This window comes from Streptococcus oralis subsp. oralis, assembly GCF_002096445.1.
Classification (GTDB): domain Bacteria; phylum Bacillota; class Bacilli; order Lactobacillales; family Streptococcaceae; genus Streptococcus; species Streptococcus oralis_N.
In genome coordinates this window covers 500,675-520,324 of record NZ_NCUK01000013.1, presented here as the reverse complement: position 1 = coordinate 520,324, position 19,650 = coordinate 500,675, and the positions used below count along the sequence as shown (strand labels likewise).

Here is a 19,650-nt window from a genome sequence, read left to right as displayed (position 1 = left end):
CACCTCTAAAATTCTGTAAAGAGCAGCTGGATTTCAGGAGTGATGGAAATCCAGTCATCACGGTGAATCAAGACTCCCTTAGCTTTTTGAGAACGGAGCATATCTTCTAGGGCTGAGACGCCAAATTGGACACGTCCCTTTCCAAGAGATTGACCTGTTTCTTTATCAGCCACTGTTACAATATCGTGGTAAGAGAAGTTTCCTTCCACTTCTACCACGCCTGATAAAAGGAGACTTTTCCCGTTTTTTGAAAGTGCCTCTGCAGCTCCACCATCTACCCAGATCGTTCCCTGACTTTGAGCATAGAAGGCCAGCCATTGTTTCTGGGTACGAAGTCCCTTCTCTTGCGCAACAAAGTAGGATCCATCCTTAGTCTCCTCCGCTGCCTCAATCAGGGCATCTGATTTCAGGGAGGAGCAAATATAGACTGGCACACCTGATTCCGTCGCAATAGTTGCAGCCTTGATTTTTGTTAGCATGCCCCCAGTTCCGTTTGAAGAACCTGCTCCACCAGCCATATCAATAATCTCACGATTGATAGTCTCGATTTTCTCCAAACGTTTGGCTGTTGGATCTGAGTTGGGATTTCCAGTATAGAGACCGTCCACATCCGTCAAGAGAACTAAAAGGTCTGCTTGAACCATAGCCGCTACCTGGGCACTCAGAGTATCATTGTCCCCCACCTTGAGCTCATCAATAACGACACTGTCATTCTCATTGATGATAGGAATGGCACCACGATGAAGCAATACAGACAAGGCCTGATGGGCATTCTTATATCGACGTTTATCTACAAAATCATCCTGTGTCAGCAAGATTTGTGCAGAAACGATCTGGCGCATGAGGAGGTTGGTTGTGTATTCCTCCAACAAAAGTCCCTGACCAACTGCAGCTGAAGCTTGTTTATCTGCAATCTTGGTCGGACGTTTTTTAAAACCCAAAGCTCCAAATCCAGCGGCAACTGCTCCAGATGACACTAAAATCAACTCATGTCCAGCCTCATGCAGCATAGCCAATTGCTGGGTAATTGCCTTTACTTTACTCCTTGATAAACTCCCGTCTTCATTTGTTAAGGAGGAAGTCCCTACCTTAAAGACGATTCGTTTGTACTTCATATTCTCACTCCGATTCTTCATATTTATCCATTATAACATGAATGCTTTAAAATAGAAAAGACTTGAAATGAAAAAGGTTGAGACAAGACATCTCAACTCTTTTATCTATTCTCAGTTTTACGCAATCTTTCCAGCGTTTCTTTAAAAATCTCTGGAATATCTGCTGTGAACTCCAAGGTTTCACCTGTTCTCGGATGGGTAAAACCTAGAGTCTTAGCATGGAGAAACTGTCCATGTCCTTTCAAAGTCTTACGAGGACCATAGACTTCATCACCAGCGACTGGATGGCCAATATAAGCCATATGAACACGGATTTGGTGAGTACGCCCTGTTTCCAGTTGCAACTCTAGCAAACTATAATCTCCAAAGCGTTCCAAGACTTGAAAACGAGTCACTGCTGGCTTCCCTTTAGCAGTCACTGCCTGTTTCTTACGATCTTTTTCACTACGACCAATCGGAGCTTCAATCACACCACGATCATTGGGAAGATTGCCATGAACAATCGCCCAGTATTTACGGAGAGACTTCTTGTCCTTGAGTTCTTGCGCGAGTGCTAAGTGGGCCTCATCATTCTTAGCAATCATGAGGAGACCCGACGTGTCCTTGTCAATGCGGTGAACGATACCCGGCCGGAGAACACCATTGATACCTGACAAGTCCTTGATATGGTACATGAGGGCATTGACCAAGGTTCCGCTAGTATGACCAGCACTCGGATGCACCACCATCCCCTGAGGTTTGTTAACAACGGCCACATCCTCATCTTGGTAAATGATTTCTAGCGGAAGATTCTCAGCTACATACTCCAAAACTTCCGGTTCTGGCACATGGTAGGTGACGATATCCCCCTCTTGGACAGTGTATTTGGCTTTCTTGGCTTGCCCATTAACTAAAACTTGTCCAGCCTTGATTTGTTCATTAGCGAGACTGCGTGACAATTCTGTCAGATCTGACAGAGCCTTGTCTAGACGTTGCCCACCAGTTTCAATTTTTATTTCCATTTACTTCCTCTTTAAGCATTGCAATCAATAGAATAATCACACCAACTGTCAAATAGCTGTCAGCAACATTGAAAATCGCAAAGTTGATAAAGTCTAGGTGAAACATATCCACCACAAAACCTTGACTCATTCTGTCGATAAAGTTGCCCAGACCTCCCGCGATGATCAAAATCAGTCCAAAAACCAACCAGAGAGAATCCTCCATGTGTTTATGTAGATACCAAATGGCTCCTACCATGACGACCAGTGTAATAACAGCAAATAACCACTGCTGGTCTTGTAGCATGGAGAAGGCTGCTCCTCTATTTTGCAGATAGGTCAAGCTAACGAGATTGGGGATCCACGAACGCACTTCACCCAGTGAAATCTGCTGGACAACATAGGCTTTAACCAACTGATCCAGCCCAATCAAAAGCAGTATAATGACCGCCACTATTCCTCTTTTTTTCATGATTTCCTCTTTTGATCAAAATATTCTTGCATAACTTCTACGAAAAGAGTCCCAGCTTGGCTAAGCTCCACTTCCTCACGTTTAACATAAACCATGCGATTATCCAAATTATCCTTGAGACGAATGACTGTGATTCCATTGACACTGTCACTATCTAAAAATCCAGATCCAGTCGCATAAGCATCCGTCCGCTCCAAAATACCATTCAAAGTAGCACGGTCGGTCACATTGAACATCTGGGAGCTCGCGCTGGTGTCGACAAAGTTCTCTGAATAGTATAGGTACTCATCCTTTTCCTGAGTGAAACGAACTGTTGGTAAATCCGCTAGGTCCTCCATGACCAATTCCTCTTTCTGTGCTAAAGGATGCCCTTCACGAAGATAAATGTGAGTCTGGAAAGGAATTAGTTCAATAACTTCTAAACCAAGTTTTTCAACCCGTTGCATGATGCCCTTTTTATTTTGATTGTTGAGGTAGATAATCCCAATCTCACTGTGTCCTTGCGCCACTTCGTCTAATATTTGAACTGTGGTAGACTCAAAAATACGAAAGTTCTTGTAGTCAGGATGGCGTTCTGAAAAGGCCGTAATGGTTGGTGGCAAGAAGTCATAGTGCTGACTGGCAATGGAAAATTCATCCTTTTCTTCCTCAGGATTGGCATACTGATTTTGAAAAACATCGAAGCCTTTGACCAACTCCTGCGCTTTTTCATAAAATTCCATACCACGACGGGTCAAAAACGTTCCCGAACTCGTCCGACGGAAAATCTTAAAGCCTAACTCTTTTTCCAAATCGCGCACAGAAATAGACAGACTTGGCTGACTAACATACATCTTTTCAGCAGCTTCTCGGAAAGTACCACTATTGGCAATGGCCACAACATAGCGTAATTGTTGAATGTTCATCTTTTACCCCCAACTTCTCTATCTGTTCATTATACCATATTTTAGAAATTTTCCACTTAGGAAAAATAATGTCGCTCACAAAATTCATCTACACTAGTAACAAAAAATTGTGGGTATCAAAACAAAAAAATAGGCTCTCCGAAAATTCGGAAAGCCTGATTTTATGCTACTTCTAGCTTCCTCACCTTTTCATTTTAAGGCTCGGGATAAAAAGGTTCACTGGACCTTTTTATTTTGCGATTGGGTAAACAGAAACTTGTTTTTTATCGCGACCTTTACGTTCAAAGCGTACTACACCTTCAACTTTAGCGAACAAAGTATCGTCTCCACCACGTCCAACGTTTACACCTGGATAGATGTGTGTACCACGTTGACGGTAAAGGATTGATCCACCTGTTACAGTTTGTCCGTCAGCTGCTTTAGCTCCAAGACGTTTCGCTTGTGAATCGCGTCCGTTTGATGTAGAACCTCCACCTTTTTTGTGGGCGAAAAGTTGCAAGTTGTTAAGAGTCATTTTTAACATAATGTTTTCCTCCGTGTTAGTTTTCTGTGATAACTCTGGTTTGGACGAACTCAGAAGAGTTCTCCGATAAGTTTGCCATACCTAAGAAAAATGATTCGAAGAATAACTGGGTCATTTCTCTCTGGTGTGAAGGAAGATCCGCTGGTATATCAACCTTTAGATAGCCACCTTCATCTTCGTTTAATTCTAAGATTGGTTCATAGCCTGCAAATTTCTCAATGGAATTGACAAAGTTAATGGCAAGCGTAGAAACCGATGCACACACGACATCTAAGCCGTATTCGCCACTCTCGGCGTGTCCAGTAATTTCCGCACTCCTCAGCTCGCCATCTTCGGCTCTCTCAAAGACTGCTTGTATCATGTGTTCTCCTTAAAATTAAGCGTTGATCGCGTTGATGACAACTTTTGTATATGGTTGACGGTGACCTTGTTTACGGTGGCTACCTTTTTTAGGTTTGTACTTGTAAGTAACAACTTTCTTTTGTTTTCCTTGTTTTTCAACAGTTCCAACTACAGTAGCTCCAGCAACAAGTGGAGTTCCGACAACAGTGTTTTCACCACCAACAAGAACAACTTCGTTAAAAGTAACTTCTTGACCAGCTTCAACGTTCAATTTTTCAACGTAAACTGCTTGACCAACTTCAACTTTAACTTGTTTTCCGCCAGTTTTGATAATTGCGTATGTGCTCATTATGCACCTCCTATGATTTTTAGGGTTTCCCCGTATTTTTGTGAAGACTCGCCTAGCATCGTGGGACGAACCACTTAAAAGAAGAGCTCTAAGCATAACAAAGTTTAAATTTGTTATACGACGAGCAAACGATGTTCGTGCGGTTGCACAGGATTGTGCATAGTCAACTCTTCAAGTATAGCATATCTTCTTTTTTCTTACAAGTAAAATCAATTAAAAATAAGCTATTTCTCTCCTTTTTTTCTCCAAGAAGCAAAAAGCATACTGAAGTAAAAGATACTCATCATAAGAGGAACACCTAGAATTGTCTTCTCCTGATAGTAAATCGTCAAATAGGCTGAAAAAACAACTCCGAAGACAAAACTGCTAAGCAAGCTAACAAAAATCAATCCCTCTCGTAGAAAAGGCGTATGCTTGGTCCGAAAATAATCTCCAAAAGCTAACATGGTACGTTTGATATTCCCTGTCATAAAAGCATTATTATAGGCAATTCCTGACACTTCTCCAAAAGCAGTTGTCACCAGTCCCATACAAAAGGCCAAGGGCGGTACGAGATAGATATTATCAACCGTTTGCGGCACAAAGCCTATAATTAGGGACAGGACTGCAAGAGGAATCAAGGACAAAATTGGCTTTTTAACAATTCGTAGTTTTTCCTTATACAATGTCAGAAAAAAGACACCCATCATAAAGAAAAGCAAGGTCATTACTTTAGCACTAGCATCCGATACATTTTGTTGAATGAGTCCTACAGAAAGAAAAACGACATTCCCAGTCTGTCCAGCGACAAGGGTATTCCCTCGCACGATAAAAGTATAAGCATCGACATATCCTGCACAAAAAGTCAAAAAAAGCGCTAGTCGCTTAGACTGACGTGATATTTTCCTTATTGGTAATAATCTCATTTTCTCCCCCTTCTCATTTCATCTACTTATCTAAATATTGTACCACTTTCTCTAAGAAATGCGTAGTCCATTTGAAAAATTTTACCATCTGTTGGATAGTCCTTCTTTTCTATGTTATAATGAAGGAAGGATTTGAAGTCGGAAAAGGAGTATCTATGCTTAAATTAGGTGTCATCGGAACAGGGGCTATCAGCCATCATTTCATAGAAGCAGCCCATGCTAGCGGAAAATACCAGCTGGTCGCTATCTATTCTAGAAAGATAGAAACTGCCGCAACCTTTGCTTCTCGCTATGAAAATATCCAACTCTTTGATCAATTAGAAGACTTCTTTAAGTCTTCCTTTGATGTGGTCTATATCGCCAGTCCAAACTCCTTGCATTTTGTTCAAGCCAAGGCTGCCTTGTCTGCTGGTAAGCACGTCATTCTTGAAAAGCCAGCTGTCACTCAGCCACAAGAGTGGCTGGATTTGAGACAGACAGCTGAGAAGAATCACAGTTTTATCTTTGAAGCAGCTCGTAATTATCACGAGGAAGCTTTTACTACTATCAAAAACTTTCTATCAGACAAGCAAGTGTTGGGAGCTGATTTCAACTATGCCAAATATTCATCCAAGATGCCGGATTTGTTGGCTGGGCAGACGCCAAATGTCTTTTCAGACCGTTTTGCTGGTGGAGCCCTTATGGATTTGGGGATTTATCCTCTCTACGCTGCTATTCGCCTCTTTGGAAAGGCTCAGGACGCGACTTATCAGGCTAAACAGCTTAACAATAGCATTGACCTAAATGGAGATGGTATCCTCTTCTACCCTAACTTTCAAGTTCATATCAAGGCTGGGAAAAACATCACTTCCAATCTTCCTTGTGAGATTTACACAGCAGATGGAACCTTGACCCTTAACACGATTGAGCATGTCCGCTCAGCTATTTTTACCAACCACCAAGGAAATCAAGTTCAGCTCCCTATCCAACAAGCTCCTCATACGATGACTGAGGAAGTTGCTGCATTTGCACACATGATCCAGCAACCAGACCAGACGCTCTACCAGAACTGGCTGGATGATGCAGGTTCTGTTCATGAGCTACTATATACCATGCGCCAGACTGCTGGCATTAGATTTGAGGCAGAAAAATGAAAACCAAACTACCGACTGAATGGCAGGAATTGAGTGACCAACTCGGTTTCCAAGAATTTACCCCCATTCAAACTCAACTATTTGAGCCTATACTTGCTGGAGAAAACCTCCTAGGAGTGAGCCCAACAGGAACTGGTAAGACCCTAGCTTACCTCCTACCAAGCCTTCTCAGACTACAAAAGAAAAAAGCCCAGCAACTCTTGATTCTAGCACCAAATACGGAACTTGCTGGACAGATTTTTGATGTATGTAAAACGTGGGCAGAGGCTATCGACTTGACTGCTCAGCTCTTCTTATCAGGTTCCAGTCAGAAACGCCAGATTGAACGCCTTAAAAAAGGACCAGAAATTCTGATTGGAACCCCTGGCCGTATCTTTGAGTTGATTAAATTGAAAAAAATCAAGATGATGAATGTGGAAACCATCATCCTGGATGAATTTGACCAATTGCTCGATGATTCTCAGATTCACTTTGTTGAGAAAATCACTCACTACGCACCTCGTGACCACCAACTCATCTACATGAGTGCGACGACCAAGTTTGACCAAGAAAAGATTGCACCAAACACGCGCACCATTGATCTATCTGATCAAAAACTGGACAACATCCAACATTTCTACATGCAGGTAGACCAACGTCACCGAGTAGATATGCTGCGAAAACTGGCTCATGTAGAGGATTTCCGTGGACTAGTTTTCTTTAATAGCCTATCAGATCTTGGAAGTGCTGAGGAAAAATTACAGTATCGAGATGTCTTGGCCGTTTCCCTCGCTAGTGATGTCAATGTTAAATTTCGAAAAGTCATCTTAGAAAAGTTTAAAGATAAGCAACTAACCCTGCTTCTTGCAACTGACCTTCTGGCTCGTGGAATTGATATTGATAGCCTAGAATGCGTCGTAAACTTTGATATTCCTAGAGATATGGAAACCTATACCCACCGTGCAGGACGTACAGGTCGCATGGGCAAGGAGGGCTATGTGATCACTCTGGTAACCCATCCAGAAGAGCTTAAAAAACTCAAGAAGTTTGCTACAGTTCGAGAAATTGTCCTAAAAAATCAAGAACTCTATATCAAATAAGGTTGGCATTCGCTAACCTTTTTCTTATCCCCAAGTAATTTCTAATTGATAGCTGGCAAAAGGGTGTCCCTCTTGATTTTGTAGTTGATAGGCTAGCTCAATCTTTTGCCCATCCAGTTTGTAGTGACTCGTTTGAATGATAAACTCCTGCATCCCCATTGGAGTCGGAATATAAGCTAAACTATCACTATCCTTGAGAAAACGCATGATGGTTTTGGGACTCGAGAAACGGGTCATCACTAGTTCTTCTTCATGAAACTTGAGAACCACTTTTTCCTTTTCCTCATTATAGAAAAGCAAATAACGATAATCTCCCTTTTCATGCACCTCCACGTCATAAAGCTGGTCAATCACTTCCAACTGCTCATCAAACTGAATCGTATTTCGCATCCGAATCTTCACATCAGGTCCTCTTTCTTGTCTCTTGTCCTACTATTTTACCAAAAAGAGCAGGATTTTGCTATAATGGTCATATGAACGAAAAAGTATTCCGTGACCCAGTTCACAACTACATCCATGTAAACAATCAGGTCATATACGACTTGATCAATACAAAAGAATTTCAACGTCTGCGCCGTATTAAGCAACTAGGAACTTCCAGCTATACCTTCCATGGTGGTGAGCACAGTCGCTTTTCCCACTGTTTGGGAGTCTATGAGATTGCTCGACGTATCACGGAGATTTTTGAAGAAAAATATCCTGAAGAATGGGATCCTGCTGAGTCTCTCTTGACCATGACCGCTGCGCTCCTTCATGACCTTGGGCATGGTGCCTACTCGCATACTTTTGAAAATCTCTTTGATACAGATCATGAGGCCGTTACCCAGGAAATCATCCAAAGTCCTGAGACAGAGATTCACCAAGTCCTACTACAAGTAGCACCCGATTTCCCGGAGAAGGTAGCCAGTGTCATCGATCATACCTACCCTAACAAGCAGGTCGTACAGCTCATTTCTAGTCAGATTGATGCAGACCGCATGGACTATCTCTTGCGCGACTCCTATTTTACAGGAGCATCTTATGGGGAATTTGACCTTACTCGCATCCTCCGAGTCATTCGTCCTGTCGAAAATGGCATCGCCTTTCAGCGCAATGGCATGCATGCCATCGAAGATTATGTCCTCAGTCGTTACCAGATGTATATGCAGGTTTATTTCCACCCAGCAACACGTGCCATGGAAGTTCTCCTACAGAATCTTCTCAAGCGTGCTAAGGAACTCTACCCTGAGGACAAAGACTTCTTTGCACGCACTTCTCCTCATTTGCTACCTTTTTTTGAAAAGAAAGTTACTCTATCTGACTATCTGGCACTTGATGACGGCGTGATGAATACCTACTTCCAACTCTGGATGAGCAGTCCTGACAAGATTCTCGCAGACTTGTCGCAACGTTTTGTCAACCGCAAGGTCTTTAAATCCATTACTTTTTCAGAAAAAGACCAAGACCAACTCGCAACCATGAGACAACTGGTTGAAGAAATTGGTTTTGATCCAGACTACTATACTGCTATTCATAAGAACTTTGACCTCCCTTATGATATCTATCGTCCCGAATCTGAAAATCCACGGACACAGATTGAAATTTTACAAAAAAATGGAGAACTGGCAGAACTCTCTAGCCTGTCCCCTATCGTCCAATCCCTTGCTGGCAGTCGCCACGGTGACAATCGTTTCTATTTTCCTAAAGAAATGTTGGAACAAAACAGCATCTTCGCAAGTATCACCCAGCAATTTTTACACTTGATTGAGAACGATCATTTTACCCCAAATAAGAATGAATAGAGGAAATTTATGAGTATTAAACTAATCGCCGTCGATATCGATGGTACCCTAGTCAACAGTAAAAAGGAAATCACTCCGGAAGTCTTTTCTGCCATCCAAGATGCCAAACAAGCTGGTGTCAAAGTCGTGATTGCAACGGGTCGTCCTATCGCAGGTGTTGCCAAACTTCTGGACGACTTGCAGTTAAGAGACCAAGGTGACTATGTCGTGACCTTCAACGGTGCCCTTGTCCAAGAGACTGCTACTGCCCATGAGATTATCAGCGAATCCTTGACCTATGAGGATTATCTAGATATGGAATTTCTCAGTCGCAAGCTCGGTGTCCATATGCACGCTATTACCAAGGACGGTATCTATACTGCCAATCGCAATATCGGAAAATACACGGTGCACGAATCAACCCTCGTCAGCATGCCTATCTTCTACCGCACCCCTGAAGAAATGGCTGGCAAGGAAATTGTCAAATGTATGTTCATCGATGAACCAGAGATTCTCGATGCTGCGATTGAAAAGATACCAGCAGAATTTTACGAACGCTACTCCATCAACAAATCTGCTCCCTTCTACCTCGAACTTCTTAAAAAGAATGTAGACAAGGGCTCAGCCATCACTCACCTGGCTGAAAAACTTGGATTGACCAAAGATGAAACCATGGCAATCGGTGACGAAGAAAATGACCGTGCCATGCTGGAAGTCGTTGGCAACCCCGTTGTTATGGAAAATGGAAATCCAGAACTCAAAAAAATTGCCAAATACATCACCAAAACAAACGACGAATCCGGCGTTGCCCATGCTATCCGAACGTGGGTATTGTAAAAAGGCAAGAATAGACGAAAACCGCTCTGCTGAGCGGTTTTCGTCTATTTCATTTTAGAATTAGCAATAATTTCAAAAAACAAATCAGTTTTCTTTGATAACTCAATTGAGTAATTCGTCCATCCCACCAGATTATCATCAAATGATTCTATCGCAAATAAAAGTAGGTTTCTTGCAAGTTCTTGAGTAATCAAATCTTTTGGTGTCACAATATTGTTATTTTTTCTATCACAATAAATTGCTTTTTCTCTTAAATCTTTTAATTCACCAGAATAAATAAATTTAAAAATCTTCTCCAAATTTTCATTAGAAATTGCATTTTTAATCCTTTCGCCCATACAAATAGTGTAGCTCGCTCCAACAATTTGTTTAGACTTATGATCTCTTAATTTATCTTTTCTCACATAGGAATCTGAACCTTTAATAAATATTCCCATTTGAATTTTTCCAACCTCTTCTAGAACACTAATAGCTAAAAAAGAGGAGGAGGTATATGAATTATTTATATATAAAACATATGAATCCGAAATCAACTGAACAACATGATCTAAGCATTTATTCAATTCTTCTTTTGAAGAAATATAAAAATTGCTAGTTCCGTTTAAGATAGGTTCTATCTTATCAAAAGAAAAATCTTTATCGACCATTAGTACTCCAAATTTTATAATTCATGATAATTTGTCAAAGTAATTCTAGGGGTTGCTTATCAAACCTATGTCAACACTTTATATAATTCTTGTAATTTAGGGGCGAATTCGGGGCGAAACACCTCAAAACCCTAGTAGAATAAGTAGTTTATATGCCCCCTGCAGGAATCGAACCTGCAACTACTCCTTAGGAGGGAGTTGTTATATCCATTGAACTAAGGGAGCTAGAGAAAAACCCTGCTGGGTAAGCAGAGTTTTTTAGTCGAATTAACGACGGATTTCTTTGATACGAGCTGCTTTACCTTGAAGAGCACGCAAGTAGTACAATTTCGCACGACGTACTTTACCGTAACGAACAACTTCGATCTTTTCAACACGTGGAGTGTGGATTGGGAAGATACGCTCAACACCTACACCGTTAGAGATTTTACGAACTGTGTAGTTTTCTGAGATGCCCGCACCTTTACGTGCAATAACAACACCTTCAAAAATCTGGATACGTTCACGGTTACCTTCGACAACTTTCGCGTGTACACGAACTGTGTCACCAGGACGGAATGATGGGATATCTGTACGAAGTTGACCTTCAGTCAAGCTTTGGATTAATGGATTCATTTTATTCTCCTATCTTTGTCAATCTTGAGGAACCTTCCTCAGCGGATAAACTGTATTTTTGTGCGTCCATTACACACAAGATACAGTTTACCAAATTTCCACCTAAAAGTAAAGAAATTTATAGCAGAATTCCTAAAAAAATCGCTAGAAAACCGCCTATGTAAGTTAAGAGAAAATAGCTATAAAATACCTTCTTGTCACTGATTAGTCTTTGCAGCTCGTCATTCAAGGTTGAAAAGGTCGTCAACCCTCCACAAAAACCTGTCGCTAGGATGGCATAGATTTCCTTGGATTCCACATGATTGTAGAGTAGGCCGATCAAAAAACATCCTAGAAGATTGACTATGAGAGTTCCCAATGGCAATTTAGAAGCTTGATTATAGCGGGAAAAGAAATAACGCACCAGGGCTCCGAACCCGCAAGCGATTGCAAGATAAACGATTACCATTTCTTCCTCCCTAGAACATAAGCCAAGAGTAGACCTCCACCAATGCTCAAAAGTAGGTAGATGCCTAAGCTAAGATAACGCCCGGTATCAAGCAGTTTTACTGCATCAAGCATTAGGCTAGAAAAGGTTGTCAGGCCACCACAAAATCCTGTCCCCAGCGCCAAAACCAAACCTTTACTGCTTCCCTTATAGACCAGATAGCCTTTTACCAGATAGACCAGGCAGAAAATGCCTAGATAGTTGACAAAGAGAGTTCCCCAAGGAAAGTCTGGACTGGCTGGTAACCAAGTAGAAACCAGATAGCGGACAAGGCCTCCCACCATTGCAGCCAGAAAAATTCCTAGCGGATAGAATTGTTCTTTTTTCATTTGATATTTTGATCCTGATAATCACGCGAACGTTTGAGAATGTCTGAAAAAGTCGCAACAATGGTCTCCTGATAGCGCTTATCTTCTACTCGATTTCTGACTTTTTCAAAAATGATTTCTTCTCGCTTGGTATCTAAGATTGGCTTACCAGATGCTTTCTTATAAGCGACAACCCCTTCAACTAAGTGCATCCGTTCTTCTAGGAGCTTAACGATTTGGTCGTCGATTTGATCAATTTCTTGCCGAATAATATCTAAATCCATAGTGTCTCCTCCTTTATTTGAATTATTGTATCAAAAAGCCTCTAAATAGGCTAGTAAAATCCCAAAAAAACTAATAAAAAAACGCACTGACTTCTTCCAGTCAGCGCAGTTTGATTCTTATCCTACTTTTGCAGCCAATTCTTCTGCGAATTGTTCCAAGCGTTCAATATCTTCTTCTTCGGCAGAAAGGTCTACTTTAACGCACTCTGAACCTTTTTCTGCTCCTGTCGCTACAAAAACACGATCAAAGTCATCGACAGCCTTACAGAATTCGTCGTAGAAGGTGTCACCTGAACCAACCACTCCGTAGATTTTACCATTCAAGTTGAGATCAGCTAGGTCTTCGTAGAAGTCCATCATCTCATCCGGCAATTCTCCATCTCCGTAAGTGTAAGTCGCAACGATTGCGATGTCCGCCTCCAAGAAGTCTGAAGCGTCAACAGTCGTACATTCATCCACATCGACATCCAAGCCCAAGTCACGCAATTTGTCTGCTACAATATCTGCAATTTCTTCGGTATTACCGGTCATACTGGCAAATACAATTTTTGCTAATGCCATATCGTCCTCCTCAATTTATCTTTCTCCATTATATCATATCTTTTTCATTTTAAAAATAAAAATTCTTGTGCTACAATGAAATGAGAAAGAATTGAGGTTATTTATGGAAATTTGCCAGCAAATTTTAGAGAAAATCAAAGAATACGATACCATTATCATTCACCGCCATATGAAACCAGATCCTGATGCCTTAGGGAGTCAGGTAGGTTTGAAAGCTCTTCTCACACACCATTTCCCAGAAAAGACCATCAAAGCAGTCGGTTTTAACGAACCAACTCTAATCTGGATGGCGGAAATGGATACTGTCCAAGACAGTGACTACCACGGAGCTCTTGCTATTATTTGTGATACAGCGAATCGTCCTCGTATCGATGATAAACGCTACGAACAAGCCGCTTTCACCATCAAAATCGATCACCATCCAAATGATGATATTTATGGTGACCTATCTTGGGTGGATACAAGTTCAAGCAGTGCCAGTGAGATGATTGCATTATTTGCTCAAGAAAATCAGCTAGCTTTGTCTAGTGAAGCGGCACGACTTCTCTATGCAGGAATTGTAGGGGACACAGGGCGTTTTCTCTACCCATCAACTAGTGCTCGTACCTTTAGAATAGCTAGCCAGCTCAGAGAAGTTGATTTTGACTTTGCTGGATTGTCTCGTCAAATGGATACCATGAGCTTCAAGATTGCAAAATTGCAAGGCTTTGTCTATGATCATTTAGAAGTTGATGAAAACGGAGCCGCTCGCGTTCTTCTCAGTCAAGAAATCTTGAAAGAGTATAATGTTACTGACGCTGAAACAGCTGCAATCGTCGGAGCACCTGGCCGAATTGATACTGTTGAGGCTTGGGCTATTTTTGTTGAACAAGCTGATGGCCACTTCCGTGTGCGTATGCGAAGTAAAATCACTCCTATCAATGAAATTGCCAAACAACACGACGGAGGAGGACATCCATTAGCCAGTGGCGCTAATTCTTATAGTTTAGAGGAAAATGATGTCATCTATCAAAAACTAAAAAACTTGCTTAAAAGTAAATAAAAGACTTGCCAAACTTACCGGAATCTGATAGACTAGTAGGGTAACAATCTATGGCTCGCAAAGAGACCATGGCAGAAAGGAAATATTGCAAAATGAAAAAAGATATCCATCCAGAATATCGCCCAGTTGTCTTCATGGACACAACTACTGGTTACAAATTCCTTAGCGGTTCAACAAAACGCTCTAACGAAACTGTTGAGTTCGAAGGCGAAACTTACCCATTGATCCGTGTGGAAATTTCATCAGACTCACACCCATTCTACACTGGACGTCAAAAGTTCACTCAAGCAGATGGACGCGTGGATCGTTTCAACAAAAAATACGGTCTCAAATAATGATAAAAAAGAACAGTTACCACTGTTCTTTTTTTGTACTTATTTTTATGAATCAATCACTACTACTTTCTATTTGTCAACCTTCACGCTGACACTATAATTGATTTCAAACGAGTTTAAAAAATATCGAAAAGAAGCTTGATATTGAGAATGGTCAAGATGATTGAAACTGCGTAACCTAGGATGGTATTCCACTTAGCATTGGCGAATTCTCCCATCAGTGACTTCTTAGAGGTCAGATAGATTAAGGGGAAGATTGAAAACGGAAGAGCGATTGACAGAAAGACCTGTGAATAGACCAATAACTGATCCAAGGTTTTTTCTTGATGTCCAAACAAGACGGCGACTATAATCACAGGGAGCAAGGCAAAAATACGGGTACCGATACGGATAATCCACTGAGGCAATTTCAGATGTAAGAAGCCTTCCATGACAATCTGTCCTGTTAAAGTACCTGTAATGGTCGAATTTTGTCCACTTGCTAAGAGGGCTAGGGCAAATAAAGTTGACAGAGTTGAACTAGCTATCGCTCCTGCTATCTTCGAATCCTGTAAAGCATTGTACATTTGAGAGAAAGCTGAAATTTCAGATGCATGACCAAAAAAGAGAGATGCCCCTAAAATGAGAAGCAAGGAATTGACAATAAAGGCTAGGGACAACTGAAGATTTGAATCCCGGGTCATAAAACGCACGGCTTTTCGAACATCCTTCTTATCTTTGTGATTGATTTTCCTTGTTTGGGATAGAGAGGAATGAAGATAGAGATTATGGGGCATGACTGTCGCTCCTACAATTCCTAGAGCCAAGGTCAATTGGCTTTCATGACCTGGCAAAGGTGTTTCAAATAATGTAGGAGTCGGTAAATAACCACCAAAGATACCCTGAATACTTGGACTAGATAAGGCCACCAGATATGTAAAGATGGCTAATATGGTTAAAATAAGGGTCGTAACAATGGCTTCAATTTTTTTGAAGCCGAATTTCATCAACAACAACAAAAGAAATACATCTAAAACGGTTAGGAGGATAGCGACCATAATCGGTATTTTAAATAAAAGATTTAAGGCAATCGCTGAGCCTAAAACCTCGGCTAAGTCTGTCGCCATTAAAGCTAATTCTAAAATCAGCCACAAACTATAGCGGAGCCATTTGGGAGCATGATGAGCTGTTGCCTGTGCTAGGTCCATCCTAGTCACGATACCGAGCTTTCCAGACATCTGTTGTAACTGCATAGCAATGATGGATGAAATCAAAATAACAAATAAGAGACTATATTTGTAGGATGCACCACCAACCACACTGGTAATCCAGTTTCCAGGATCCATATAACCAACTGCTACAAGGGCTCCAGGTCCTAAGAATGCTTTTAGATTTTGCCAAAAATGATTGTTATTGGGAGTTTCAATAGATTGATTGATCTCAGAAAGAGAGACTTTTTTGTAAGAAGACATCGGAATTTTACACTTTCTAATCTGTCTTTACCTATTTTCTTAATGGAATTTTTGAAAATATAATGAAAATAGTTTCCTATTTCCAATTCTTTCTTATTATATCACATTTTAAAATGATTCTTAAGGAAAGAATGATGGTTGAAATAGACAATAACTGTATTGCAAAAGCCAGCGTTTTCTGACGCTGGCTTTAAAACTGTGAAAATTCTTTCTCAACTAGATCGCTTCTGTGACAAAACTACGGCTTTCTAGCACCTTGAGCATGGCATTTGCTGTGTCTAGGGCTGTGAAGAGGGGCACACCGTGTTCAATGGCTGAACGACGGATTTGCTCACCATCTTCGTCAGCAGTTCGTTTGGTTCCGACAGTATTGATGATCGCTTGGATTTTCCCTTTGCGGACAAAGCTTGGGATATCCTGTTCATCGTCACCAATCTTACCAACAGGTTGAGCTTGCAGTCCATGACTGGCAAAGAAGGCTGCTGTCCCTTCTGTCGCGAGGATACCGTAGCCGATATTTTGGAAACGACGAGCCAAGTCCAAGGCTTCATCTTTGGCATCATCAGCGATGGTAAAGACCACATTCCCAAAGGTTGGCAAGTGCAGGTAAGAAGCTTCAAAAGCCTTGTACAAAGCTTTTTCAAGAGTAGTATCAGAACCCATAACTTCCCCTGTTGACTTCATTTCAGGACCGAGTAAGCTATCTACCTTAGCTAGTTTCGTAAAGGAGAAGACTGGTGCCTTGATATGAACGCGAGTGCTTTCTGGATAAAGTCCATCTTGGTAGCCAAGTTCTTCAAGACTCTGCCCAAGAATGAGCTTAGTCGCTACCTGAGCCATAGGAATATTGGTTACCTTAGAAAGGAATGGAACCGTACGGCTGGCACGTGGATTGACCTCAATAACATAGACTTTCTCATCCTTGATGACAAACTGAATGTTCATCATCCCAAGACAGTTAAGACCTATTGCTAGACGTTTGGTATAGTCTGCGATGGTCTCCTGAACCTTTTGCGACAAGGTTTGTGGTGGGTAAACGGCCATTGAGTCACCTGAGTGGACACCGGCACGTTCGATGTGCTCCATGATACCAGGGATGAGGACATTTTCTCCGTCTGAAATAGCATCGACTTCGCACTCCTGACCAACGATGTAAGAGTCAACAAGGACTGGGTGGTCTGGACTGGCCTTAACAGCGGTACGCATGTAAGAACGAAGGTCTTCTTCGTTTTCAACGATTTCCATAGCACGTCCACCCAAGACATAAGATGGACGAACGAGGACTGGGAAACCAATCTTGCGAGCTGCAAGTACGGCTTCTTCTTCATTGGTAGCTGTTTGTCCTGGTGGCTGTGGAATATCCAAGTCTTTAAGGGCTTGCTCGAAGAGGTCACGGTCTTCGGCACGGTCTAAGTCAGCGACTTGCGTACCAAGGATGGTCACACCTGCTTTTGCCAATGGCTCTGCAAGGTTGATAGCTGTTTGACCACCGAACTGCACGATAACGCCTTTTGGTTGCTCCAAGTCAATAACATTCATGACATCTTCGAATGTTAATGGCTCAAAGTAAAGTTTGTCTGATACCGAGAAGTCGGTTGAAACGGTCTCTGGATTTGAGTTCATGATGATGGCTTCATAACCAGCTGCCTGGATAGCTTTAACTGAGTGAACCGTTGCATAGTCAAACTCAACCCCTTGCCCGATACGGATTGGACCTGAACCTAGGACAAGTACAGATTCCTTATCAGACTTGATAGACTCATTTTCCCAACCATAGGTTGAATAGAAATATGGTGTTTCAGAGTCGAACTCTGCCGCACAGGTATCGACCATCTTGTAAACTGGGACAATCTTATTTTCCAAGCGAAGTTGGCGAACTTGGTCAGCAGTCGTTCCCCAAAGCTCAGCAATCTTGCGGTCTGAAAATCCATTGAGTTTAGCTGTTTTCAAGACTTCTAGATCTTGTGGATGGGCACCCAACTCTTGCTCAATTTCAAAGATGTGCAAGAGTTTATCAAGATAGAAGAGATCAATCTTAGTCAATTCAGCAATTTCTTCTGGTGTGTAACCACGGCGAATAGCTTCTGATACGTAGAAGAGACGGTCATCTTGGGCCTTGACAACCTTTTCAATCAAGGCATCATCAGAAACGGTTGCCAGTTCAGGCATTTCATTGTGGTGAACGCCAATTTCAAGAGAGCGACATGCCTTGAGAAGTGACTCCTCAATGTTACGACCAATAGCCATGACTTCCCCAGTCGCCTTCATCTGAGTTCCAAGACGACGCTCACCTTTTTCAAACTTGTCAAATGGGAAACGTGGAATCTTAGCAACGACGTAGTCAAGAGCTGGTTCAAACATAGCATAAGTTGAACCTGTAACTGGGTTGATGACCTCATCCAGGGTCAAACCAACGGCAATCTTGGCAGCCAATTTGGCAATCGGATAACCAGTTGCCTTAGAAGCAAGGGCTGACGAACGCGATACACGAGGGTTTACTTCGATAACATAGTACTTGAAGCTACGTGGATCAAGGGCCAGCTGAACGTTACATCCACCTTCAATCTTGAGCGCACGAATAATGCTCAAGCTCGCGTCACGTAGCATTTGGTTTTCATAGTCTGACATGGTTTGTGCTGGAGCAAATACGATAGAGTCCCCTGTGTGAATCCCAACTGGGTCAAAGTTTTCCATGTTACAAACCACAAGGGCATTATCAGCTGAGTCACGCATGACTTCGTACTCGATTTCCTTGAAACCAGCAATGGAACGTTCAATCAAACACTGGGTAACAGGTGATAACTTCAAACCATTTTCAGCAATTTCACGCAGTTCTTCCTCATTGGCACACATACCACCACCAGTACCACCAAGTGTGAAAGCTGGACGAACGATGACTGGGTATCCGATTGTTGCTGCAAAGGCCACTGCTTCTTCTACTGTGTTGACAATTTCAGATTCAGGGATTGGCTGCTCAAGCTCTTCCATCAATTGCTTAAAGAGGTCACGGTCCTCTGCTTGGTCAATGGCAGACAATTTAGTACCTAGAAGCTCTACTCCAAGCTCATCTAGGATGCCATTTTTAGACAATTCCATGGCCATATTGAGCCCTGTTTGACCACCAAGAGTTGGAAGCAAGGCATCTGGACGTTCCTTACGGAGAATACGAGTCACAAACTCAAGTGTGATTGGTTCGATGTAAACCTTGTCTGCAATTTCTTTATCAGTCATGATAGTCGCAGGATTTGAGTTTACCAAGACAACCTCATAACCTTCTTCTTTTAAAGATAGGCAGGCCTGAGTCCCAGCATAGTCAAACTCAGCAGCCTGACCAATAATAATTGGACCAGAACCAATCACCATAATTTTTTGAATATCAGTACGTTTAGGCATTTATAAGATATTAAGGGCGTCAAGCGGACAAAGCTAAAATAGAAGTTATGACGAAGAACTGTCAGTTCTAGGAATAACTATCTTTTTAGCACCGTCCGTAGCCCGTATTCAGTTCAGCAAATACGGA

23 protein-coding genes, 1 tRNA gene, 1 pseudogene and 1 other annotated feature are annotated in these 19,650 nt (G+C 41.9%); of the genes and pseudogenes, 7 read left to right on the top strand and 18 right to left on the bottom strand.

Features of this window, described 5'->3' with window-relative positions; genetic code table 11:
- Nucleotides 1-5 precede the first annotated feature (5 nt).
- The 4 genes from proB to B7721_RS05870 form a co-directional block, all read right to left on the bottom strand.
- Nucleotides 6-1,115: a glutamate 5-kinase gene (proB, locus tag B7721_RS05885; RefSeq protein ID WP_239822514.1), complete on the bottom strand. Its 1,110-nt coding sequence runs from the start codon at nt 1,113-1,115 to the stop codon at nt 6-8.
- Nucleotides 1,116-1,216: 101 nt separating this feature from the next.
- Nucleotides 1,217-2,116, bottom strand: coding sequence for an RluA family pseudouridine synthase (locus B7721_RS05880; protein WP_084878017.1), 900 nt, complete (start codon nt 2,114-2,116; stop codon nt 1,217-1,219).
- Nucleotides 2,100-2,567, bottom strand: a complete 468-nt coding sequence (lspA, locus tag B7721_RS05875) for a signal peptidase II (RefSeq protein ID WP_084878015.1) — start codon at nt 2,565-2,567, stop codon at nt 2,100-2,102. The genes B7721_RS05880 and lspA overlap by 17 nt, the downstream gene beginning before the upstream one ends.
- Nucleotides 2,564-3,472 carry a LysR family transcriptional regulator gene (locus tag B7721_RS05870; RefSeq protein WP_049479174.1) on the bottom strand — a complete coding sequence of 303 codons (909 nt, stop codon included), beginning with the start codon at nt 3,470-3,472 and terminating at the stop codon, nt 2,564-2,566. The genes lspA and B7721_RS05870 overlap by 4 nt, the downstream gene beginning before the upstream one ends.
- Here B7721_RS05870 and B7721_RS10310 point away from each other — a divergent pair.
- Nucleotides 3,465-3,536, top strand: a pseudogene (locus B7721_RS10310) (AraC family transcriptional regulator); the annotation flags it as partial. The gene B7721_RS05870 and the pseudogene B7721_RS10310 sit on opposite strands and share 8 nt — an antisense overlap.
- Nucleotides 3,537-3,701: 165 nt before the next feature.
- Here the strand turns inward: B7721_RS10310 and rpmA are convergent.
- The 4 genes from rpmA to B7721_RS05850 all read right to left on the bottom strand — a co-directional run bounded on the left by rpmA (nt 3,702) and on the right by B7721_RS05850 (nt 5,591).
- Nucleotides 3,702-3,995, bottom strand: a complete 294-nt coding sequence (gene rpmA / locus B7721_RS05865) for a 50S ribosomal protein L27 (protein ID WP_000916509.1) — start codon at nt 3,993-3,995, stop codon at nt 3,702-3,704.
- A gap of 16 nt (nt 3,996-4,011) precedes the next feature.
- Entirely contained in the window at nt 4,012-4,356 is a 345-nt protein-coding gene (locus tag B7721_RS05860) for a ribosomal-processing cysteine protease Prp (protein ID WP_000613704.1), read from the bottom strand.
- Between the two features lie 15 nt (nt 4,357-4,371).
- Nucleotides 4,372-4,686 (bottom strand): 50S ribosomal protein L21, encoded by a 315-nt coding sequence (gene rplU / locus B7721_RS05855; protein ID WP_000109141.1) that lies wholly within the window; start codon nt 4,684-4,686, stop codon nt 4,372-4,374.
- Between the two features lie 34 nt (nt 4,687-4,720).
- Nucleotides 4,721-4,841, bottom strand: a sequence feature (ribosomal protein L21 leader region).
- A gap of 69 nt (nt 4,842-4,910) precedes the next feature.
- Nucleotides 4,911-5,591 (bottom strand): YoaK family protein, encoded by a 681-nt coding sequence (locus tag B7721_RS05850; RefSeq protein ID WP_002874454.1) that lies wholly within the window; start codon nt 5,589-5,591, stop codon nt 4,911-4,913.
- Nucleotides 5,592-5,746: 155 nt separating this feature from the next.
- Between B7721_RS05850 and B7721_RS05845 the strand changes: the two genes are divergently transcribed.
- Both B7721_RS05845 and B7721_RS05840 read left to right on the top strand, forming a co-directional pair.
- Nucleotides 5,747-6,724: a Gfo/Idh/MocA family protein gene (locus B7721_RS05845; protein ID WP_084878014.1), complete on the top strand. Its 978-nt coding sequence runs from the start codon at nt 5,747-5,749 to the stop codon at nt 6,722-6,724.
- Nucleotides 6,721-7,803: a DEAD/DEAH box helicase gene (locus B7721_RS05840; RefSeq protein ID WP_084878012.1), complete on the top strand. Its 1,083-nt coding sequence runs from the start codon at nt 6,721-6,723 to the stop codon at nt 7,801-7,803. The genes B7721_RS05845 and B7721_RS05840 overlap by 4 nt, the downstream gene beginning before the upstream one ends.
- Nucleotides 7,804-7,827: 24 nt before the next feature.
- Here the strand turns inward: B7721_RS05840 and B7721_RS05835 are convergent, their stop codons facing one another.
- Nucleotides 7,828-8,205 (bottom strand): DUF1934 domain-containing protein, encoded by a 378-nt coding sequence (locus B7721_RS05835; RefSeq protein ID WP_084878011.1) that lies wholly within the window; start codon nt 8,203-8,205, stop codon nt 7,828-7,830.
- 71 nt (nt 8,206-8,276) lie between these two features.
- On the opposite strand from B7721_RS05835, the gene B7721_RS05830 reads away from it, so the two are divergent.
- Nucleotides 8,277-9,584, top strand: coding sequence for an HD domain-containing protein (locus B7721_RS05830; protein WP_084878009.1), 1,308 nt, complete (start codon nt 8,277-8,279; stop codon nt 9,582-9,584).
- A 9-nt stretch (nt 9,585-9,593) separates the two neighbouring features.
- Nucleotides 9,594-10,400: a sugar-phosphatase gene (gene yidA / locus B7721_RS05825; RefSeq protein ID WP_084878008.1), complete on the top strand. Its 807-nt coding sequence runs from the start codon at nt 9,594-9,596 to the stop codon at nt 10,398-10,400.
- Between the two features lie 44 nt (nt 10,401-10,444).
- Here yidA and B7721_RS05820 read toward each other — a convergent pair whose 3' ends face one another.
- The 7 genes from B7721_RS05820 to B7721_RS05790 all read right to left on the bottom strand — a co-directional run bounded on the left by B7721_RS05820 (nt 10,445) and on the right by B7721_RS05790 (nt 13,302).
- Nucleotides 10,445-11,047, bottom strand: a complete 603-nt coding sequence (locus tag B7721_RS05820; RefSeq protein WP_084878006.1) for an AbiV family abortive infection protein — start codon at nt 11,045-11,047, stop codon at nt 10,445-10,447.
- Nucleotides 11,048-11,200: 153 nt separating this feature from the next.
- A tRNA-Arg gene (locus B7721_RS05815) sits at nt 11,201-11,272 on the bottom strand.
- Nucleotides 11,273-11,314: 42 nt separating this feature from the next.
- On the bottom strand, nt 11,315-11,662 hold the full coding sequence (rplS, locus tag B7721_RS05810) for a 50S ribosomal protein L19 (protein WP_001068669.1): 348 nt from the start codon (nt 11,660-11,662) through the stop codon (nt 11,315-11,317).
- Nucleotides 11,663-11,780: 118 nt separating this feature from the next.
- Entirely contained in the window at nt 11,781-12,110 is a 330-nt protein-coding gene (crcB, locus tag B7721_RS05805) for a fluoride efflux transporter CrcB (protein WP_084878005.1), read from the bottom strand.
- Complete coding sequence (gene crcB / locus B7721_RS05800; RefSeq protein ID WP_084878003.1) at nt 12,104-12,478, bottom strand: fluoride efflux transporter CrcB; 375 nt, start codon at nt 12,476-12,478, stop codon at nt 12,104-12,106. The genes crcB (B7721_RS05805) and crcB (B7721_RS05800) overlap by 7 nt, the downstream gene beginning before the upstream one ends.
- Nucleotides 12,475-12,741 (bottom strand): chorismate mutase, encoded by a 267-nt coding sequence (locus tag B7721_RS05795; protein ID WP_061587597.1) that lies wholly within the window; start codon nt 12,739-12,741, stop codon nt 12,475-12,477. Before B7721_RS05795 ends, crcB (B7721_RS05800) begins: the two co-directional genes overlap by 4 nt.
- Before the next feature lie 117 nt (nt 12,742-12,858).
- On the bottom strand, nt 12,859-13,302 hold the full coding sequence (locus B7721_RS05790) for a flavodoxin (RefSeq protein ID WP_001162125.1): 444 nt from the start codon (nt 13,300-13,302) through the stop codon (nt 12,859-12,861).
- Nucleotides 13,303-13,405: 103 nt separating this feature from the next.
- Here B7721_RS05790 and B7721_RS05785 point away from each other — a divergent pair, with 103 nt between their 5' ends.
- The gene (locus B7721_RS05785) at nt 13,406-14,344 is read left to right on the top strand and encodes a DHH family phosphoesterase (protein WP_084878001.1); all 939 of its coding nucleotides are present in this window, start codon (nt 13,406-13,408) and stop codon (nt 14,342-14,344) included.
- A 92-nt stretch (nt 14,345-14,436) separates the two neighbouring features.
- Nucleotides 14,437-14,679 carry a type B 50S ribosomal protein L31 gene (locus tag B7721_RS05780; protein ID WP_000710762.1) on the top strand — a complete coding sequence of 81 codons (243 nt, stop codon included), beginning with the start codon at nt 14,437-14,439 and terminating at the stop codon, nt 14,677-14,679.
- 116 nt (nt 14,680-14,795) lie between these two features.
- On the opposite strand, the gene B7721_RS05775 is transcribed toward B7721_RS05780, so the two are convergent.
- The gene (locus tag B7721_RS05775; RefSeq protein WP_084878000.1) at nt 14,796-16,130 is read right to left on the bottom strand and encodes an Nramp family divalent metal transporter; all 1,335 of its coding nucleotides are present in this window, start codon (nt 16,128-16,130) and stop codon (nt 14,796-14,798) included.
- A gap of 216 nt (nt 16,131-16,346) precedes the next feature.
- The gene (gene carB / locus B7721_RS05770) at nt 16,347-19,523 is read right to left on the bottom strand and encodes a carbamoyl-phosphate synthase large subunit (RefSeq protein WP_084877998.1); all 3,177 of its coding nucleotides are present in this window, start codon (nt 19,521-19,523) and stop codon (nt 16,347-16,349) included.
- Nucleotides 19,524-19,650 lie beyond the last annotated feature (127 nt).

What these genes read in the sequence shown, in the direction of transcription:
- carB (WP_084877998.1), bottom strand. Translation starts at nt 19,523, where the DNA reads ATGCCTAAACGTACTGATATTCAAAAAATTATGGTGATTGGTTCTGGT.
- B7721_RS05860 (WP_000613704.1), bottom strand. Translation starts at nt 4,356, where the DNA reads ATGATACAAGCAGTCTTTGAGAGAGCCGAAGATGGCGAGCTGAGGAGT.
- B7721_RS05780 (WP_000710762.1), top strand. Translation starts at nt 14,437, where the DNA reads ATGAAAAAAGATATCCATCCAGAATATCGCCCAGTTGTCTTCATGGAC.
- B7721_RS05845 (WP_084878014.1), top strand. Translation starts at nt 5,747, where the DNA reads ATGCTTAAATTAGGTGTCATCGGAACAGGGGCTATCAGCCATCATTTC.
- B7721_RS05795 (WP_061587597.1), bottom strand. Translation starts at nt 12,741, where the DNA reads ATGGATTTAGATATTATTCGGCAAGAAATTGATCAAATCGACGACCAA.
- rplS (WP_001068669.1), bottom strand. Translation starts at nt 11,662, where the DNA reads ATGAATCCATTAATCCAAAGCTTGACTGAAGGTCAACTTCGTACAGAT.
- B7721_RS05785 (WP_084878001.1), top strand. Translation starts at nt 13,406, where the DNA reads ATGGAAATTTGCCAGCAAATTTTAGAGAAAATCAAAGAATACGATACC.
- crcB (WP_084878005.1), bottom strand. Translation starts at nt 12,110, where the DNA reads ATGGTAATCGTTTATCTTGCAATCGCTTGCGGGTTCGGAGCCCTGGTG.
- crcB (WP_084878003.1), bottom strand. Translation starts at nt 12,478, where the DNA reads ATGAAAAAAGAACAATTCTATCCGCTAGGAATTTTTCTGGCTGCAATG.
- B7721_RS05840 (WP_084878012.1), top strand. Translation starts at nt 6,721, where the DNA reads ATGAAAACCAAACTACCGACTGAATGGCAGGAATTGAGTGACCAACTC.
- rplU (WP_000109141.1), bottom strand. Translation starts at nt 4,686, where the DNA reads ATGAGCACATACGCAATTATCAAAACTGGCGGAAAACAAGTTAAAGTT.
- B7721_RS05790 (WP_001162125.1), bottom strand. Translation starts at nt 13,302, where the DNA reads ATGGCATTAGCAAAAATTGTATTTGCCAGTATGACCGGTAATACCGAA.
- B7721_RS05775 (WP_084878000.1), bottom strand. Translation starts at nt 16,130, where the DNA reads ATGTCTTCTTACAAAAAAGTCTCTCTTTCTGAGATCAATCAATCTATT.
- B7721_RS05880 (WP_084878017.1), bottom strand. Translation starts at nt 2,116, where the DNA reads ATGGAAATAAAAATTGAAACTGGTGGGCAACGTCTAGACAAGGCTCTG.
- rpmA (WP_000916509.1), bottom strand. Translation starts at nt 3,995, where the DNA reads ATGTTAAAAATGACTCTTAACAACTTGCAACTTTTCGCCCACAAAAAA.
- yidA (WP_084878008.1), top strand. Translation starts at nt 9,594, where the DNA reads ATGAGTATTAAACTAATCGCCGTCGATATCGATGGTACCCTAGTCAAC.
- proB (WP_239822514.1), bottom strand. Translation starts at nt 1,115, where the DNA reads ATGAAGTACAAACGAATCGTCTTTAAGGTAGGGACTTCCTCCTTAACA.
- lspA (WP_084878015.1), bottom strand. Translation starts at nt 2,567, where the DNA reads ATGAAAAAAAGAGGAATAGTGGCGGTCATTATACTGCTTTTGATTGGG.
- B7721_RS05820 (WP_084878006.1), bottom strand. Translation starts at nt 11,047, where the DNA reads ATGGTCGATAAAGATTTTTCTTTTGATAAGATAGAACCTATCTTAAAC.
- B7721_RS05850 (WP_002874454.1), bottom strand. Translation starts at nt 5,591, where the DNA reads ATGAGATTATTACCAATAAGGAAAATATCACGTCAGTCTAAGCGACTA.
- B7721_RS05830 (WP_084878009.1), top strand. Translation starts at nt 8,277, where the DNA reads ATGAACGAAAAAGTATTCCGTGACCCAGTTCACAACTACATCCATGTA.
- B7721_RS05870 (WP_049479174.1), bottom strand. Translation starts at nt 3,472, where the DNA reads ATGAACATTCAACAATTACGCTATGTTGTGGCCATTGCCAATAGTGGT.